We start from the raw sequence: 19,714 nt of genomic DNA on the forward strand, positions 1-19,714 counted from the left end.
TATAATTGCCAATTTAATCTCTAGAATACTAGACTAAATACGGTACCTTCATTTTCTCTGCTATTAACCAAAATTTTACCCTTATGGAGTAACATTATTTGTTTACATAAACTAAGTCCTATTCCACTACCTGTAGATTTACTTGTAAAAAACGGAATAAAAATACTATCCATAATATCTTGAGGAATCCCTGAACCATTATCATATACTTTAATAACTATATTTCTATTTGGTTTTTGTTCTGCTAGTACTCTTATTTGTGGATCTGGTCTATGCTTACACGCATCAACCGCATTAAGAATAAGGTTAATTAGTACCTGTTCTATAAGGTAGCTATCAATATCTAATTCAATTTTTGGAGGAGTAACCTTAAACTCAATGTTTATATTTTTTACATCTAGAGATGGTTGCATTAATAATTGTATCGTTTCAAAAAGTTCGGTTATTTTTTTTCTATCAAGGTTTAAGTGTGTTACTTTACTAAGACTTCGATAGGTTTTAGCGAATTTCAATAGACCTTCACTCCGATTCTTAATCGTTTTTATACCTGAATTTAAATCTTCAATTTCTAATGGATAGTCATCTGGATTATCGAGAGTAAGCTGTAAATGCGACTGTAAAGTATCTGCCAAAGACGAAATAGGTGCTATAGAATTCATAATTTCATGAGTCATTACACTCAATAATTTCTTCCAAGCTTCAGATTCATTCCTATTTAGTGTATCATCTATATTTTGTAATACTATAAGCTTAAATGGATCTTCTTTTACCTGAAAAACGGTATCAGAAATTAACACTTTTATTTTCTCATTTTGAACCGCGATAGAAATTGAATTTGGTTCTTTATGATATGTTTCAAATATAGCATCATATAGATCTGGTTTTCTTCCTTCTACAAAACGAATATTCTTAAACGAAGGAACATCTAAAGTTTCTCTAAAAGAATCATTAGACCATAATACATCTCCTGTTTCTAGATTATAGGCAATAATCCCAATATCTACCATTTCTAAAATCTTCTGTAGATATACATATTGGGCTTCATTCTTAGAGTTTATTTCTTTAATCGTTCTATTAACTTCATTAAAACCTTTATATAAAAACCTGATATCCTTTGGTCCTCTATCTTCTGGGAACCATCTAGAAAAATCTCGATATTTAACAGCTTCAAAAAAATCATCCATCACTACAAAACGTCTTTTCACAAAACTATATGTAGAATATAAAAAGTATAAAATAACGAAGCTAATTATAGTAATACTACTGGTATACTCTTTATCAATAGTATACACAAGACCTAATATTAGAGCTACCAATATTAAAATCCTAAAAAAGAGTCTGGTAATATAACCGTTATAGTTCATATTTATCTAGCCTTCTATATAATGCTGCTCTGGTTATTCCTAACTCTTTTGCAGATTTTGAAACATTCCCTTTATTTTTTTCTAAAACAGTAAGAATTGCATTTTTTTCTAAACTATCTAAATTCATTGTGGTGCTAGAAGTTTTACTAGTCTGTCTTTCTATGGAAGAAAACACTAAATCTTCTGGTTTTAAGGAAGTACTATCAGCCATAATTACGGCTCGTTCCAAAACATACTGCAACTCCCTTACATTACCAGGGAAATCGTGATTTTTAAGCTTAGAAATAAAACCAGAATCCAATGAAAATTGGCTTTTATTATATTTATCAGCATACACAGATATAAAATGTTTTGCCAATAAGGTAATATCCGTTCCTCTATCTCTTAAAGGTGGCATTACAATATCCACCGTATTAATTCTATAAATTAAATCTTTTCTAAACTTTTGCTCATCCGCTAATACCTTCGGTTCAATATTAGTAGCACAAATAAGTCTAATATCAATTGATATAGCTTCATTAGATCCTAGTGGAGTAACTAATCTATTTTGTAACACAGTTAGTAAACGTACTTGCTGTCCTAAAGTAATATTACCAATCTCATCTAAGAATAATGTTCCACCATTAGCAGCCTCAAACCGCCCTACTCTATCTTCTTTAGCATCTGTAAAGGCACCTTTTTTATATCCAAATAACTCACTCTCAAACAATGAAGATGTTAATGCTCCAACATCTACTTTAACGAAAGGTTGATCTCTTCTATTAGAATTATCATGTAATGCTTTTGCAATTAAATCTTTACCAGTACCATTTTCTCCTAAAATCAGAACATTTGCATCCGTAGGCGCAACCTTTTTTAGTTTTAAGAAAACATCTTTAATTGCTTCGCTTTCGCCTATTATTGTACTTGTTCCTACCTGAGATGATTTACTATCAGAAGCATTGGATTTTCTAGCCTTTAATAAAGAACTAATCGTGTGTATTATTTTTTCATTTTTCCAAGGTTTCACTAAAAAATCAGAAGCCCCTTCTTTTAATGCTCTAATTGCTAAATCAATATCCGCATACGCAGTGATTAACACCACATCTGTTTTTGGTTTCGACTTTTTAATTTCATTTAACCAAAAAATACCTTCATTTCCGGTATTGACCAAACCATTAAAATTCATGTCAAGTATAATAATATCAAAACTCTTTTTATTTATCTGAGCTCCAATATTACTTGGGTTTTTTTCGATTACCACCTCTTTCACCAAAGGCTTAAATAAAAGACGTAATGCAGTTAGTACATCTACATCGTCATCAATAACTAAAATTGTAGCTTCTTTTAATACCATTGATACAATATTACAATATTATCTGCAGCATATAAAAAATAGAAAAATAAAATACTAAAGATTCTTAAATGTACTATTTCCGAACAGAAAGTGTATCGAAATCGAACACTTTTATTTTTATAAAAAATCATTAAATACTGATAGTCAGTACTTTGTTTTTTTGGCACCATCTTGACTACATAAGAAATGAACACAAATAAGATGATAACCTATAACTAGATAACACAAAATAAAATGAGCAAATCAATTCTAATATTAATAGTAAGCTTACTGACTATAAAAGATGTTTGAAAATCTATTAACCAATTCGAAAAAAAATAAAACAAAATCAACTAATAAACATCAATAATCAAAAGACCTGACATGGACGTTCCAATTCAAAAAAAGAAATTCTCAAAATCACGTGTAGCAATGTTGATAGGTGGTGTACTACTCCTAGCACTTTTAATATTTGTGTTTTCACAATCAATGGGTGGTTCTAAGTTAAATGTAGAGAAAGAACGCATTGCAATAAGTACAATTAAAAAAGATGTATTTCAAGAAAACATACCTGTTAATGGAATTGTATTACCAATTACAACTATCTATCTAGATGCTTTAGAAGGTGGAAGAGTAGAAGAAAAATTTGTAGAAGATGGTGCCATAATGAAAAAAGGAGAACCAATATTAAGATTGTCAAACACCGATCTAGAATTAAGTCTTATCAATCAAGAAACTTCAGTATATAATTTATTAACTCAAATGCAGATTTCTCAAAATGCTGCTCGTCAAAACACAATCAATCGTCGTAATCAATTTACCGATGTAGAAAACAGTTTGATAGAAGCTAAAAGAGTATATGAATTAAATAAAAGATTATATGATAAAGGAGCTGTAGGGCGACAAGAATATGAATCTTCCGCTAATGATTACAAATATCAACAACAACGTATGCAACTGGCTAAACAAGTATTAAGTCAAGATTCTTCTGCTACTAAACAAGAAGTTAGTCAAGCGCAGAGTTCATATGCAAGAACACAAAGTGCTCTAGAACTGATGAGAAAAAAAGTTGGTGATCTTGTAGTGCGTGCCCCAGTAGATGGCCAATTAACATCACTAGATGCAGAAATTGGACAATCAAAAAACAAAGGAGAACGACTAGGGCAAATTGATGTATTAAGCGGATTTAAAGTAAGAGTAGATATTGATGAACATTATATTTCAAGAATTTATAATGGGCAAAAAGGAACCTTTACCTTTAATAATGAAACATATACGTTAATCATAAAAAAGGTATTTACTCAGGTAAACAATGGAAGGTTTCAAGTAGATATGCAATTCGAAGGTAATGTACCGGAAGGAATAAGAAGAGGGCAAAATCTTCAAATCCGAGTAGCACTTAGCGCAGAAAAACAAGCACTATTAATTCCGAAAGGAGGATTCTTTCAAAAAACTGGTGGTAATTGGGTATATAAAATAACAGAAAACGGCAACTCAGCATATAAAGTAGCTATCCGATTAGGTAGTCAAAATACAGAATACTATGAAATCATTGAAGGATTACTACCTGGAGATAAAGTAGTAACATCAAGCTATGATAGCTTTGGAGATACTGAAGAATTAATATTAAAGTAAAAAAGTCAATTAAAAAAACGAATAAAATGATACAAATTACGGACTTAGAAAAGTTTTACAGAACTGAAGAAGTACAGACCATAGCGCTAAACAAACTATCTTTTAATGTTAAAGAAGGGGAATTTGTTGCCATCATGGGACCATCAGGGTGTGGTAAATCAACGCTACTTAATATTCTAGGGTTATTAGATGATCCCGATGGAGGAAGTTTCAAATTTAATGGTCAAGAAGTAGCTGGATATAATGAGCGTAAACGTTCGGATCTTCGAAAACATAATGTAGGTTTTGTTTTTCAAAGCTTTAACCTGATTGATGAACTTACAGTTTTTGAAAATGTAGAGCTTCCATTAATCTATACAGGTGTTAAACCAGCAGAACGAAAAAAACGTGTAGAAGAGGTTTTAGAAAAAATGCAAATCATGCATAGACGTAACCACTTTCCGCAGCAATTATCCGGTGGACAACAACAACGTGTAGCAGTAGCAAGAGCTGTTGTCAATAACCCGAAACTTATCTTGGCAGATGAACCTACAGGTAACTTAGATAGTACCAATGGTAATGAAGTAATGGATTTATTAATTGAATTAAATGAAGCGGGCACCACAATTATCATGGTTACACATAGTGAACATGATGCTAAATATAGTCATCGAATCATAAGAATGCTAGACGGACAAAAGGTTACAGAAAACGTATTAGTATAGAGGTCATCATCAAATCATCAAAAAACGAACAGTAAATCAGTAATTATGTTTAAGAATTATATCAAAATAGCATTTAGAAACCTCCTTAAAAACAGAATATATTCCTTGATTAATATTTCTGGTCTAGCCATTGGTATGGCAGTGACTATTATGATTGGACTTTGGGTTACAGATGAACTTAATTACAACAATTATTTTAATAACAAATCTACCGTTGCCCAGATATTTCAAAGTCAAACCTTTAATGGAAAGACTGGAACTGGGCCTGCAATTCCAAGGCCTTTGGAATTCGAACTACGTGAAAATTACAATGACCATTTTGAACATTTAGTAATGTCTTCTTGGACCAACTCTTCATACTTACGATATGGAGAAACTAGTATTTCACGTTCAGGTAATTTTATGCAAGAAGGTGGCCCTAAAATATTAGATTTAAACATTTTACAAGGAGTAAGACAAGGGTTAAAAGAAAACAATTCTATAATGCTATCACAATCTACTGCAAAAGCATTATTCAATAAAGAAAATCCTATTGGTAAGATAATCAAATTACAGAATGAAACAGATATGATCGTTACCGCTGTATATGAAGATGTTCCTATCAATAACTCTTTTGAAGATATGCATTATATCAGTCCTTGGAAATTTTATACTAAAATGCAACCTTGGATAGAAAATGCAAAAGATTCTTGGGGTAATAATTCTTTTCAACTGTTTGTTCAGATTAACAAAAACACAACAATGGAAGCTGTAACTTCCATTATAAAAGATGCTAAGAAAAAAGTAGCAGAGGACGAATCTAGATTTAATCCGCAATTAATGCTATTACCAATGGATGATTGGCATCTACGTTCTAATTTTGTAGACGGTATACGCAAAAATGGACGTATAGAAAATGTTTGGCTTTTTGGGATAATTGGGCTTTTTGTTTTATTACTTGCTTGTATCAATTTTGTCAATTTAAGCACAGCGCGTTCAGAAAAACGTGCTACAGAAGTTGGTATTAGAAAATCTATTGGCTCTAAAAGAGGACAACTTATTTTTCAATTTTTAAGTGAATCATTTTTAGTAGTTGTCTTTTCTTATGTATTAGCCATTATAATGGTATTACTCTTCTTAAGCAGTTTTAACAACCTAGCCAGTAAAGAAATTGTATTTCCTTGGAGTAGTATCCAATTTTGGGGTATTTCTTTAATTTTTATCCTTATCACTTCCTTCTTATCAGGTAGCTACCCTGCTTTATACTTATCTTCTTTCAACCCTGTTGCTGTATTAAAAGGCACATTTAAAGCAGGCCGTTTTGCAGCATTGCCAAGAAAAGTATTAGTAGTTACACAGTTTACTGTTTCCATTGCTCTTATAATAGGTACACTCATAGTTATGAATCAAATAGAGTTCAGTAAAAACAGACCTGCAGGTTATAGTAAAAAGGGATTGGTACAAATTCCAACATTCAGCCCAGAATTCGAAGGTAAGGCAGATATTATGCGTAATCAATTTATCGCGTCTGGTGCTGTCATGGAAATGGCAACCACCAGTAGTCCCACCACAGCAGTTTGGTCTAATCGCGGAGGATATACTTGGGAAGGGAAACCAGAAGGATTTCAAGAAGATCTAGCATATACCGCTGTTTCGTATGAATTTACAGAAGCGCTTAATATTGAATTAGTAGCCGGCAGAGGCTTCTCTAGAGAATTTGCTACAGATTCTAACGCCGTAATACTTAATGAAACAGCCGTTAAGTATATGGGGCTAAAAGATCCAATTGGAAAATATATAAGAGATTCTGATATAGAAGATCCGGAACCTCCAATGCAAATTATCGGTATTATGAAAGATATGATTGTGCAATCACCTTATAGTCCTGTAAAACAAGCAATGTACGTATTTGATAGACATAATAATGCTAGTTATTACAATGTACGTTTAAACCCCGATAAAAGCATAAGTAGTAGTTTACAATTAATTGAAGAAATATTCAAAAAGAATTTTCCAAACCTCCCTTTTGATTATCAATTTGTAGATCAAGAATATGCCAAAAAATTTAGAGCAGAAGAGAGAATTGCAGGCCTTGCCAAAGTATTTACAATCTTAGCTATTTTTATAAGTCTTTTAGGTTTATTTGGCCTAGCTTCTTTTGTAGCAGAACAACGTACCAAGGAAATTGGTGTAAGAAAAATACTTGGAGCTTCTCTAGGTAATTTATGGATGTTACTTTCTAAAGACTTTATAACCTTGGTAATTATAGCACTCTTTATTGCCGCTCCGATTGCTTATTATTTTATGAGTCAATGGTTACAAAAATTTTCTTACCGTACAGAGATCTCTTGGAATACATTTATTATAGCAGGTTTTGGAGCACTTATTATTACAATCATAACTATTAGTATACAAGCCATAAAATCGGTCACAGCCAATCCAGTCGATTCATTACGAACAGAATAAATCAATCAATTTATCACTTTAGACAAATCAAAAAACGAACAGTAAACTAACAATCATGATCAGGAATTATTTTAAAATAGCATGGAGAAACCTTTGGAGAAGAAGAGGTTTTACATTCATCAATATTACGGGGTTATCAATAGGAATGACGGCTAGTTTTCTTATGCTGCTATATGTTAGTTTCGAATTAAGCTACGATAGCTTTCATAGTAAAGCTGATGACATTTACAGAGTAGTTGCCGATATTAAAACTCCTTCTGATAATATAGAAGCTAATATTACTGCTTGGGCAGTACCACCAAATCTAGAGAAGGATTTTCCTGAAATAATTTCTGCGGTAAGAATTAATGATCTAAATATGATTGTTCGAAAAGGCGATCTAAAATTTAAAGAAACAAATGCTATTGCTGCTGATTCTAGTTTTTTCTCTGTTTTTGATTTCGAACTACTACAGGGAAACCCAAAAGAAGTATTAAAAAAACAATTCAGTGTCGTATTATCTGAAACTACAGCTAAGAAATATTTTGGTGATCAAAACCCTATTGGTAAATCCTTAAAAATAACTGAAGAAGGTTATAATTCTATTGTAACTGGAGTTATGAAAGATTTTCCTGAAAACTCTCATATACAAGCGGATATAATATTATCATTAACAACTTTTACGCAGCATTTAGATAAAGAATTAGATACTAGATGGGGTAGTTATGACGCTGCAGCTTACATTTTAGTGAATTCTAATACTGACCCTGATCAGCTTGCTTCCAAGTTTCCTGCTTTCTTAGAAAAGCATAGTGGTGAATTCATGAAACAGAGCAAAATGTTTGTAACTCTAAATTTAGAACCTCTAAAAAGTTTATATCTAGAATCCACAAGAGGTGGAACTGGAGGTGGCAGTATGACTAATGTGTATATATTTTCTATCATTGCCATTTTTATTCTTCTTATTGCATCTATTAATTTTATTAATCTTACCACCGCTCGTTCTGTAGAACGAGCAAAAGAAGTAGGAATTAGAAAAGTAATGGGAGCAGAAAAACAACAGCTATCATTACAATTTATTGGAGAATCTATTATAACCTGTTTATTAGCCTTTTTAATAACAACTTTATTAATCATTATAATCTTACCATTTTTTAATGAAATTGCTGGAAAAATAATTAGTGAAGGTCTTTTTTCTAACTACGTCAATATAATTAAACTATTAGGTATTTCATTAGCTATAGGAATTTTTGCTGGAATTTACCCTTCAATAGTTTTATCATCTTTTAAACCAATACAGGTTTTAAAAGGAAATTTTTCTACTGGTGGCAAAGGTGTTCTTCTTCGAAAAAGCTTAGTAATTGTCCAATTTACTATTTCAATTATTCTTATAACTGGTACGATTATTATTTATAATCAAATGAAATATATGCAAAATCAGGAATTAGGATTCAACAAAGATCGTTTACTAATTCTTGAGGCTGAATCTTCTAAATCACAATTATCGCTAAAGCACGCTATTGATAAAATCCCTGGGGTTAAATTTACAAGCTTAGGATCTAGTGTTCCTGGAGGAGGAAACTCATCTGCCTATTCTGAAATAGAAAATAAAGCGGGGGATCTTCAAATTGCAAACTTAGATCTCTATTTTGTAGATCACGAATATATCCCTCAATTCGATCTTAAAATAATAGCAGGAAGAGCTTTTTCTAAAGATTTTGCTTCTGATTCTACGCAAGCAATGATTATTAATGAAGAAGCGGTAAAACTTTTGGGATATAATGATCCGCAAAATGCAGTTGGTGCCAGGTTCAAGCAATGGGGTCGAGAAGGTCAAGTAATAGGTGTTGTTAAAGATTTCCATTTTAATTCATTACACGATAATATTGGTCCACTCACGATGCGAATGGAGCGAAATAGAAATGATTTAATTACAGTAAAATTAGCACCTAACAATATAAAAGAAACCATTGGCGAAATTGAAAAATTGTGGGAATCTTTTTTACCTGAGCAACCATTTGATTACTTCTTTCTAGATGATTCTTTTAATGAACAATATGAAAACGAAGAACGATTCGGCAACCTATTTTTATACTTCGCTAGCTTAGCTATATTAATTTCTTGTTTAGGATTACTTGGACTTGCAGCATATAGTACCTTACAACGAAGAAGAGAAATCGGAATTCGCAAAGTAATCGGAGCTTCTGTTTCAGAAATTGTAAACCTTCTGTCTAAAGACTTCTTAAAACTAGTAATGATCGCTTTTGCTATCGCCTCTCCTATTGCGTGGTATGTTATGTACAATTGGTTACAAGACTTTGCTTTTAGAATAGACATAAAATGGTGGATGTTCCTTTTATCAGGTGGTTCTGCTATATTAATTGCAATACTAACAGTTAGTTTTCATGCGGTAAAAGCTTCCTTATCAAACCCAGTGAAAGCATTACGAACAGAATAAATCAATCAATTTATCACTTTAGACAAATCAAAAAACGAACAGTAAACTAACAATCATGATCAGGAATTATTTTAAAATAGCATTTAGAAGTCTATGGAAAGATCGAACCTTCTCCTTCTTAAATATTATAGGGCTTACAATAGCATTTGGGGTAGCTATATTGTTATCTATGTATGCAGTTTTTCAACTTTCCTTTGATCGTTTTCATGAAAAAGGAAACCAACTTTATCAAGTATATTCAGAAGATAGCACTCCCAAAGGGCTTAAAGCTAATATTGCAAAACCAGAGCCTTTTGCAGCAGCACTTCAGAATGAAACAACTGGCATTAAAAGGATTACACGACATAGTGGCTCGGGTATTCTATTAAGTCATCAAGGCAAACAACTGAATATGCATGCATCTTATGTAGATCCTGATTTTTTTGATATGTTTAGCTTTCCAATAATAAAGGGAAATGTTCAAAATCCAATAACCTCAGAATCTTCCATTGTTATTACTGAAGAAGCTGCAAAACGAATATTTGGAGCAGAAAATCCTATTGGGCAAACTGTTACAGTTTTAAGAGATGAAGAAGAAGTACCATTTAATGTTACTGCCATTGTTAAAGATTTTCCTGCTACAAGTTCCATGGGTTTTGATGTTGCGCTCAATTTTAAAAGTCAATCGAAGCACGCTTACGCCAGAACTATAGGGAGATGGGATATGTCGAATCACGAAGTTTATATACAACTCTCTAAAGAAATAACACCTGAACAGCTAGAGAAAAGCACGGTAAATTTCGCCAAACTGCATTATAAAAGTCAGATTGAACATGCCAAACGTGACGGTGCACAACCTAATGCGGATGGACATTATAAACAAATTAAACTATTGTCATTTCCTGACACTCGTTTTGCTAATTTTAATCAAGGTATGGTAACTGTAAATCGTAGTATGCCATATTCGGTATTAGGTATTGCTATTTTGATTGTATTTATCGCCTGTATCAACTTCATAAATATGACCATCGCAAAAAGCTCGCAAAGATTAAGAGAGATTGGAATGCGTAAAACGTTAGGAGCTAATAAATCGCAACTGTTCTTTCAGTTTTGGGGTGAAAGTATTTTAGTTTTTTTGGTATCTACAAGTCTAGGAGTTTTTACTGCTTCTTTATTGTTACAACCTTTTCAGACATTATTTAAAACTAAAGCTTCTTTCGAAACCTTATTGAATCCTTATACATTATCTGGTTTAATTTTAAGCTTGGTAGTTATCACAGTAATTACTGGAGGGTATCCTTCTTTATTAATGAGCCGATTAGGCACTTTGCAAAGTCTAAAAGGCAAAATAGAAAGTAGTGGAAAGAATCATTTAAGAAACAGTTTAATAGTATTGCAATTTGGAATTGCTATAGTACTCATTAGTGGAACACTGGTGCTTTGGAATCAGTTAGAGTTTATGCGCACAAAAGATTTAGGATTTAATAAAGACCAGGTAATTGCTTTTCCTCTTAATGGAAAACGTAATGATCAGCAAGCTTTGAAACTACTTCGAAACAAACTTGAAGCCTATACAGATATAGTTAGTATTACAGCTTCCAATAATATTTTGGGTTTTGGAAAAGACGGAAATCGTTCTACCAGTGTTTTAGGTTTTGACCATAAAGGTCGTGGTATAAATACTCACATGTTAGTTGTTGATGCAGACTATGTAGAAACCTTAGATTTAAATCTTACAGAAGGTCGTTCTTTTCGAAAAAACTTAGCCAGTGATAGTTTATCGGTAATCATCAATGAATCGATGGCGAAGCAATTAAACGAAAAAGATATTTTAAACACAAAAATCATCTTAGAAGATTCTATAGCGTTTTCGGTAGTAGGAGTCATAAAAGACTTTAATTTCCAGGAACTCGATCGAAATATTGCACCGATGTCGCTTTTTGCATTACCTAATTGGAATTTAAGACACGTATATGTAAAAGTATCACCTCACAATCTAGAACAATCCTTTACGAATGTAAAAGCTGCATGGGCATCCATAGAATCTAATGCAGAATTCCTAGGATCATTTTTAGATGAAAACATCGAACGTACACTACACAACGAGCGCTCAATGATAACTATGATTGGTAGTGGTTCTATCCTTGCAATTATCTTAAGTTGTATTGGTTTATTTGCTATCTCACTTCTAGTAGTGGCACAACGCAGAAAAGAAATTGGAATCCGAAAAGTAGTGGGTGCCAGTGTCTCAAAAATTACAATGATGCTCACTACCGACTTTTTAAAACTTGTACTCATAGCATTCATAATAGCTACTCCCATCTCGTGGTATTTTTCTTCTCAATGGCTTCAGAATTACACCTATCGTATACATCTCACTTTTTGGATTTTTCTTACAGCAGGAAGCATTGCAATCATAATTGCATTGGCTACGATTAGTATAAAAACGATCAATGCTGCTATACAGAACCCTATAAAAAGTCTTAAAACCGAATAAATCATCAATCAAAAAACGCACAATCATGATAAGGAATTATTTTAAAATAGCTTGGAGAAATATACGGAAGCAAAAAGTATTTTCTTTGATCAATGTAATTGGTCTTACTATAGGTTTAAGTGTATCATTCATTATTGGCCTAATGGTATATTATGATTACAGTTTTGATAAGTTTCATACCGATGGTGACCAGATCTACAGAATCGTTACAGATTTTCACAGTCCAGAAGGAACATTCTATAACTCAGGTGTCACGGTAGCCTTAGAAGATGCTATAAAAGATAATTCGAATTTTGAAATAGTAAGTGGCTTCTATGTTGAAAGACCAGCAAGTGTTCAAAACAAGGAACAAAACATCAAATTAAAATGGCCAAAACATGTGATTTTTACCGACCCAGATTATTTCGATCTTTTTCAGTATAACTTTATTGCAGGAAATCAGTCAACTGCATTATCAAACCCAAATAATGTTGTGCTAACAGCCGAAAGAGCTTCCAATTATTTCCCTGATTTATCACCGAATGAAGTTATAGGGAAAACATTAATTTACAACGATTCATTAAATATTACGGTAACAGCAGTCGTAGAATCTTTTAAAGAGCGAACAGATTTTGTTTTTCAAGAATTTATCTCAGGTCCAACACTTCTTAAAACAAGATTAAGAGGAAACTTCTTAGACAAGAATTGGAATTCTACTGATTCTAATTCACAGTTATTTGTTAAGGTAAATCAACAAGCAAACTTTCAAAAAATACAGGAAGAGTTTAATGCTTTGGCAGATGAACATTTAGATGAATACTCTCGTAGCCACGGACAATCTAAAGAGTTTAAATTACAAACTCTAAATGATATTCATTTTAATAAAAACTATGGTGTTTACGATTGGACACAAGGGCAAGCCAGCAAACCTTTATTAAGAAATCTAGCACTTGTGGCATTATTTCTATTATTACTTGGATGTATTAATTTTATAAATCTTAATACTGCTCAAGCAACAAGGCGCGCAAAAGAAATTGGAATAAGAAAAACATTAGGTAGTTCTAGAAAACAACTAATTAGTCAATTCTTAGGAGAAACATTTTTATTGGTATTATTTTCTACTATACTATCACTAATATTATCAAAATGGTTACTTAATCTTTTTTCAGATTTCATAGCCGAAGACCTAGATTTTCAGTTATTCAGCAATCCAATAATTATCATTGGCATCGTAATACTTGTAGTAATAATCACCATACTATCTGGTTTTTACCCTGCACTGGTACTATCAAAATTTAATACTATTACGGTCCTGAAAAATAATATCGCAGTCGGGGAAAGAAAAAATGGGCTTAGAAAGTTTCTTACTGTTTTTCAGTTTACAATTGCTCAAGTTTTTATAATAGGAACCTTATTAGTAGGAAAACAAATTAATTTTTTGCTTAATCAAGATATGGGGTTTAAAACAGAGGCTGTTGTATCGGTCTATAGTCCTAGAGGAGAACGACAACTTGATAAGAAGAAACGATACTTACAAAAGTTACAAAGTATTCCACAAATTAAACAATTAAGTTTAGGAGGTGCGCCACCAGCTTCTTTATCTTCTAACACTACAACCACCAATTACAAAACTGAAGAAAGAGATGTTCAATCAGATTTACAATTCATTTTTGGGGATACCAATTATTCAAAACTTTTTGAACTAGAATTATTAGCGGGTAGAACATATAGAAACGATACTATAAAAGAAATCGTTATTAACGAAGCAGCAAGAAAAGTCTATGGGTTTAAAACACCAGAAGATGCCATCGGAAAAAGAATAGACTTCGGAGATTATACTGTTCCTATTGTAGGTGTTATGGCCGACTTCTATCAACGTTCATTAAAATCAGAGATTCGTCCAATGGCATTACGAGGTGATTGGGACAGAGATGTTTTTAGTCGATTCCAAGCAGTACATATCGCTTTCCAAAACACCAATCCCGACGATTTGCAATCTACATTATCCAAAATTAAATCTGCATATGGTGATGTATACACAGATAAAGAAGACTATCGTATAGATTTTATGGATGAAACTGTAGCTAAGTTTTATAAAAGAGAACAAAAAGTTTCTAAATTATTGAATTGGGCAACAGGTTTATCAATTCTAATTAGTTGTTTAGGACTTCTTGGATTAGTAATCTATACTACCAATAGAAGGGTTAAAGAAATTGGTGTTCGCAAGGTTTTAGGAGCTTCATTATTACAGATAAACACATTGCTATGCAAAGAATTTTTAATTCTAGTAGGTATTGCATTTATAATAGCAACACCAATTGCCTGGTATGGAATTCATAATTGGTTACAGGATTTCGCATACAGAAGCGATATAAGTTTTTGGACATTTTTAGTAAGTGGATGTTTAATGATGCTATTCGCATTATTGGTAATAGGTTTTAAAACCTTTCAGGCAGCAAATGCTAATCCGGTAAACTCATTACGCACAGAATAAATCATCAATCAAAAAACGAACAATCATGATAAGGAATTATTTTAAAATAGCTTTGAGGAGTCTTCAAAAGAATAAATTACAAACAATAATCAACTTACTTGGATTAACTGTTGGGACTGTCTGCTGTTTAAGTATTTTAATTTATGTATTTGCTCAATTAGGGTATGATGATCATCATAAAGATGCAGAAGCAATATATCGGGTAAGAACCATTATTGAAGATCCTAACGCAAAACTATTTAATGCTGCTTCTAGCGGTCCTCCTATTGGGTTTGCTATGAAAGAAGATTTCCCAGAAGTAATTGAAGCTACTCGATTAGTATATATGGGTGAAGGCACCGAAGATTTACTTCGCACAAGTGATGGTACGGCAGGATTTTACGAGCCTAGAGGGTATCTTGCAGATCCCACAATATTTAACATTTTTAATTTCAATTTACTCGAAGGTAATCCAGATACTGCTTTGGTAGCTCCCAATACTGTAGTATTATCTTCTAGCTTAGCCAAAAAACTATTTGGTGATGTGCCTGTGCTTAATAAAACTATTATTTCTGGTAGTGGAGAACAACAACTATCACTAACTGTAACTGGTGTTTTTGATGATAGCGATCTAGAAAAATCTCATCTAAACCCTAATTATTTAGTCACCATAAACACTCCTGGATTAGGACAGTTTGTTAGAACCGTTCAGAACTTTGCTACTCAAAACTTTATCTATACCTATGTAAAGTTAAATAATCCAGAAAATGCGTCTTTAGTTCAGAACAAATTACCTGAATTTTTAGAGAATCGTGGTGCAAAAGACTTTGCTGCTTTTAATTTTAAGAAAGAACTTATCTTACAAAAAGTGAGTGATATCCATTTACATTCCAAAGGTATATCTAGGCAAATCGGTCCGGTATCCGATATTAGCTACTTATACTTATTAATTACGTTAGCACTATTCATACAATTAGTAGCTTGTGTTAATTTTATCAATCTAAGTACTGCAAGAGCTAATAAACGTGCTAAAGAAATTGGTGTTCGCAAAACTATCGGTGCAGATAAAAAATCATTAATTGGTCAATTTCTTGGAGAATCTATTCTATTATCCCTATTAGCTACCGTTGTTAGTATTCCATTAACATGTATTTTATTACCTCTAGTGAATCAACTAACCCAAGGAGACATAAGTTTCTTAGCAATTCTTGACTGGCGTGTATTATCAATACTTCTTGTAATTGGTATTCTAACGGGCATTATCGCTGGGATATATCCAGCTCTTGTATTATCTTCTATAAAGCCAACTCGTGTTTTGAAAGGAGCCGTCACCGCTGCTGTCGGTGGAACCTTTTTGAGAAAAGGCCTAGTAGTTTTTCAATTTGTAATCTCAATTGGCCTAATCGCCACGGTATATATTATCACGGAACAAGTTCGTTATGCTCAAAATAAAGATATGGGTTTTAATAAAGATAATTTAATTGCAGTTCGTTTAGGAACACAAGAAGCCTTTACTCAATACAATACTTTAAAAACAAATATGAGTAAGATTCCTGGAATAAAATCCATTTCTGGATGTAATATATATCCATCTCAATTTTTACGTGGAGATGTAGGTGCTTATTTACCTGGTAACGATCCAACGAAACCTTTATTAGTAAAAGTAAATGGTATTCAAAGTGATTATTTAAAAACAATAGATACCGAATTATTAACAGGTAGAGGACTAAAAAGTCAGGATAGTAGTCGTGTAGTAGTAAATAAAGCCACTATTGATGCATTTAACATTTCAATAGAAAATGCGGTAGGTACAAACCTTTCATTTTCTACAGGTGGTGATGTACAAACTGTAGAAGTGGTTGGTATCACAGAAGATTTTCATTTTGCTTCATTAAAAGAGGAAGTAGAACCAATTATGCTTTTTCTAGATATTAGTTCAGAATGGTTGCTTGTAAAAACGAACACTTCTGATTTCGAAATGATTCTTAATCAGATGGAAACTGTATGGAAACAAGTAAATAAAACTACACCTTTTATTTACAATTTCATTGATAAAGAAACAGAAAAATTAATAGCAGAAGAAAAAAGACTGGCAAATATTTCGATTGTATTTACTACCCTAGCAATCCTAATAAGTTGTCTTGGATTATTTGGTCTAATCTCGTTTATGGCAGAACAAAAAAAGAAGGAAATCGGTATCCGAAAAGTTTTGGGAGCAAGTGTCAGTACAGTCATGAAAATGTTAACAAAAGATTTTTTCTTACTAATACTTATTGCATTAGCCATTGCTACTCCTCTATCCTACTATTTTATGGAAAACTGGCTACAAGATTTTACATATAGAATTTCAATAAGCTGGTGGGTTTTCCTAATAGCAGGTATTGTAACAATGACTATTACTTTTTTAACGGTTAGTATACAAGCTATTAAAGCAGCAACCGCCAATCCTGTAAATTCATTGAGAACGGAATAAATAAAACAATTTTTCTGCCTTTGGCAGGTCAAAAAACGAACTATCATGATCACTAATTATATAAAAATAGCTTTCCGTAGTTTACTTAAAAACAAAGGATATAGTTTTTTAAACATTTTTGGTTTAGCCATTGGAATTACGTGTGCTAGTCTAATTTTTCTGTGGGTAGAAGATGAATTAAGTTTTAATGAATCCTTCGCTGATCAGGATCAAATATATTATATTCCTACCAATCAGAACTATGACGGAGAGTGGCGAACTTTTTATTCAACACCTGGGCCATTAGCACAGGCTATGAAAGATGAAGTTCCTGGTGTAATTAAAGCAACTCGATCAAGTTCTGAAGAACGTCTTTTTACCGTTGGTGATAATGCTATCAATAGACAAGGAAGATACGCTGATGTAGATTTTTTAGAAATTTTTAGTCTAAAATTTATTGAAGGTACTAGAGAGAATGCTTTTAATAATCCTGAGGCCATTGTACTTACTTTAGAAACAGCTGAGCAACTTTTTGGTAAAAATGTGAACGCATTAGGCAAAACTATCAAAGTAAACAACAGAGATAATTATGTCATAACAGGTGTTATAGAAAACCCTCCTACAAATTTTACATTCCCTTTTGATTGGGTTGCTCCTTTTGAACGATATCAGGATGGTGCCGAATGGATGAATGAGTATGGCAGTAACTTTTCTGACACTTTTGTAAAATTATCTCCTGAAGCTAATATTGCGGAAGTAGATAACAAAATTAGAGAAATTATACCATCAAAAAATCCGAACACCGATACCTACGCCTTTTTGCACGCTTTAAAACATTGGCATTTAGAATCTAAATTCGAAGGAGGAGAAAAAGTCGGAGGAAGAATTAAGTATGTTCGTCTCTTTTCTATAATAGCTTTAATCATCATGTTAATAGCTTGCATTAACTTTATGAATCTATCTACAGCTAGAAGTGAAAAAAGAGCTAATGAAGTTGGAGTAAGAAAAGCTATCGGATCTAGTCGTCTAAAATTAATGATTCAGTTTGTAATAGAAGCACTTATGATGTCTTTTTTAGCATCTATTCTAAGTATTTTTCTTTTATTACTGATATTACCACAATTTAATATTTTAATAGAAAAAGATCTGGTATTAGGTTTATCCAATCCATTACATATCGCTATTTTATTTATCACAACTATTATTAGTGGATTATTTGCTGGTATATATCCAGCATTCTATCTATCATCCTTTAAGCCTGTAGAGGTCTTAAAAGGAATAAAAGCTACTAGTGGTTCTGCTTCCTTTATTAGAAAAGGACTTGTGGTGGGGCAGTTTACAATTTCAATCGTCTTCATTATTTGTACTATACTAGTTTACCAACAAATTCAGCACGTAAAAAATAGAGACTTAGGATATAATAAAGATCAACTAATTAGAATGCGTGCTAATGGCAATATAATTGAAAAGTTTACAGTGATAGAACAAGACCTAAAAAACACAGGAGTTGTAAGCGGTGTGGCATTAAGTAATTCTCAAATTTTATCCGCAGGAAATAATGGTTCTGGCTTACAATGGCAAGGAGGAACCGATACAGAAGATGTTTTAATATCATATAGGCATGTCAATTCTGACTTTTTTAACACAACTGGTATAGAGCTTATAGAAGGAAGAGGTTTTAAGAAAAATCAGAGCTTGGATAGTACTAACATCATAATTACTCAATCTCTTGCTAAACTTATGGGAGAAAATTCTCCTATCGGAAAAACAATCACTGCCGGTGATGATGTTTTACAGATAATAGGTGTTACTAAGGATTATCAATATGGAGATATGTATGCTTCTAGTGATCCTGTTATATTTTTTAATAATCATAACTATGCCAGATACTTCTATATAAAGACTAAATCAGGTGTAGCTATGGAAGATACCTTAGCTTCTATCGAGAAAATTATGAAAAACAACAACCCTGCATTCCCTTTTGAATATACTTTCGTAGATGAGGCGTTTGACGCAATATTTAAAAGTGAACAGCTAGTTGGTAAATTATCTCAAATATTTGCATTACTCGCAATACTTATTTCTTGTCTGGGTCTTTTCGGTCTAGCTGCTTATACTGCAGAACAACGTAGTAAAGAAATTGGTGTTCGAAAAGTCTTAGGAGCCAGTGTAACAGGAATTGTAAAACTATTATCTAAAGATTTTTTGAAACTGGTATGTATCGCTATTGTATTAGCTACACCATTAGCTTGGTTAGTAATGAGTAATTGGTTACAGGAATATGCCTATCGAATAGAAATTAACTGGGTAGTCTTTATTATTGCTGGATTTGTTGCTATTATAATTGCATTAGCTACCGTAAGTTTTCAAGCATTTAAAGCCGCGATAGCAAATCCTGTGAGTAGTTTAAAAACTGAGTAATAAAAACGTACGT

General features: G+C 32.5%; 10 protein-coding genes. 8 read left to right on the plus strand and 2 right to left on the minus strand.

Features of this window, described 5'->3' with window-relative positions:
* Positions 1-20: 20 nt before the first annotated feature.
* Positions 21-1,364, minus strand: coding sequence for a sensor histidine kinase (locus tag H526_RS0104610; protein ID WP_027391907.1), 1,344 nt, complete (start codon positions 1,362-1,364; stop codon positions 21-23).
* Positions 1,354-2,700, minus strand: coding sequence for a sigma-54-dependent transcriptional regulator (locus H526_RS0104615; RefSeq protein WP_027391908.1), 1,347 nt, complete (start codon positions 2,698-2,700; stop codon positions 1,354-1,356). The genes H526_RS0104610 and H526_RS0104615 overlap by 11 nt, the downstream gene beginning before the upstream one ends.
* Before the next feature lie 363 nt (positions 2,701-3,063).
* On the opposite strand from H526_RS0104615, the gene H526_RS0104625 reads away from it, so the two are divergent.
* From H526_RS0104625 to H526_RS0104660, 8 genes are read left to right on the plus strand one after another with little or no spacing between them, the layout of a single operon-like run.
* Complete coding sequence (locus H526_RS0104625) at positions 3,064-4,314, plus strand: efflux RND transporter periplasmic adaptor subunit (protein ID WP_027391910.1); 1,251 nt, start codon at positions 3,064-3,066, stop codon at positions 4,312-4,314.
* A 26-nt stretch (positions 4,315-4,340) separates the two neighbouring features.
* Positions 4,341-5,018, plus strand: a complete 678-nt coding sequence (locus tag H526_RS0104630) for an ABC transporter ATP-binding protein (RefSeq protein WP_027391911.1) — start codon at positions 4,341-4,343, stop codon at positions 5,016-5,018.
* A gap of 45 nt (positions 5,019-5,063) precedes the next feature.
* Entirely contained in the window at positions 5,064-7,463 is a 2,400-nt protein-coding gene (locus H526_RS0104635; RefSeq protein ID WP_027391912.1) for an ABC transporter permease, read from the plus strand.
* Between the two features lie 55 nt (positions 7,464-7,518).
* Positions 7,519-9,900: an ABC transporter permease gene (locus H526_RS0104640; RefSeq protein ID WP_027391913.1), complete on the plus strand. Its 2,382-nt coding sequence runs from the start codon at positions 7,519-7,521 to the stop codon at positions 9,898-9,900.
* A 55-nt stretch (positions 9,901-9,955) separates the two neighbouring features.
* Positions 9,956-12,376: an ABC transporter permease gene (locus H526_RS0104645; RefSeq protein ID WP_027391914.1), complete on the plus strand. Its 2,421-nt coding sequence runs from the start codon at positions 9,956-9,958 to the stop codon at positions 12,374-12,376.
* Positions 12,377-12,401: 25 nt separating this feature from the next.
* Entirely contained in the window at positions 12,402-14,849 is a 2,448-nt protein-coding gene (locus H526_RS0104650; protein ID WP_027391915.1) for an ABC transporter permease, read from the plus strand.
* A gap of 25 nt (positions 14,850-14,874) precedes the next feature.
* On the plus strand, positions 14,875-17,301 hold the full coding sequence (locus H526_RS0104655) for an ABC transporter permease (protein WP_027391916.1): 2,427 nt from the start codon (positions 14,875-14,877) through the stop codon (positions 17,299-17,301).
* A gap of 45 nt (positions 17,302-17,346) precedes the next feature.
* A complete protein-coding gene (locus H526_RS0104660) occupies positions 17,347-19,701 on the plus strand; it encodes an ABC transporter permease (RefSeq protein WP_027391917.1) in 2,355 nt (784 codons plus the stop codon).
* Positions 19,702-19,714: the final 13 nt, after the last annotated feature.

It is taken from the genome of Aquimarina latercula DSM 2041 (assembly GCF_000430645.1).
Taxonomy (GTDB): Bacteria; Bacteroidota; Bacteroidia; order Flavobacteriales; family Flavobacteriaceae; genus Aquimarina; species Aquimarina latercula.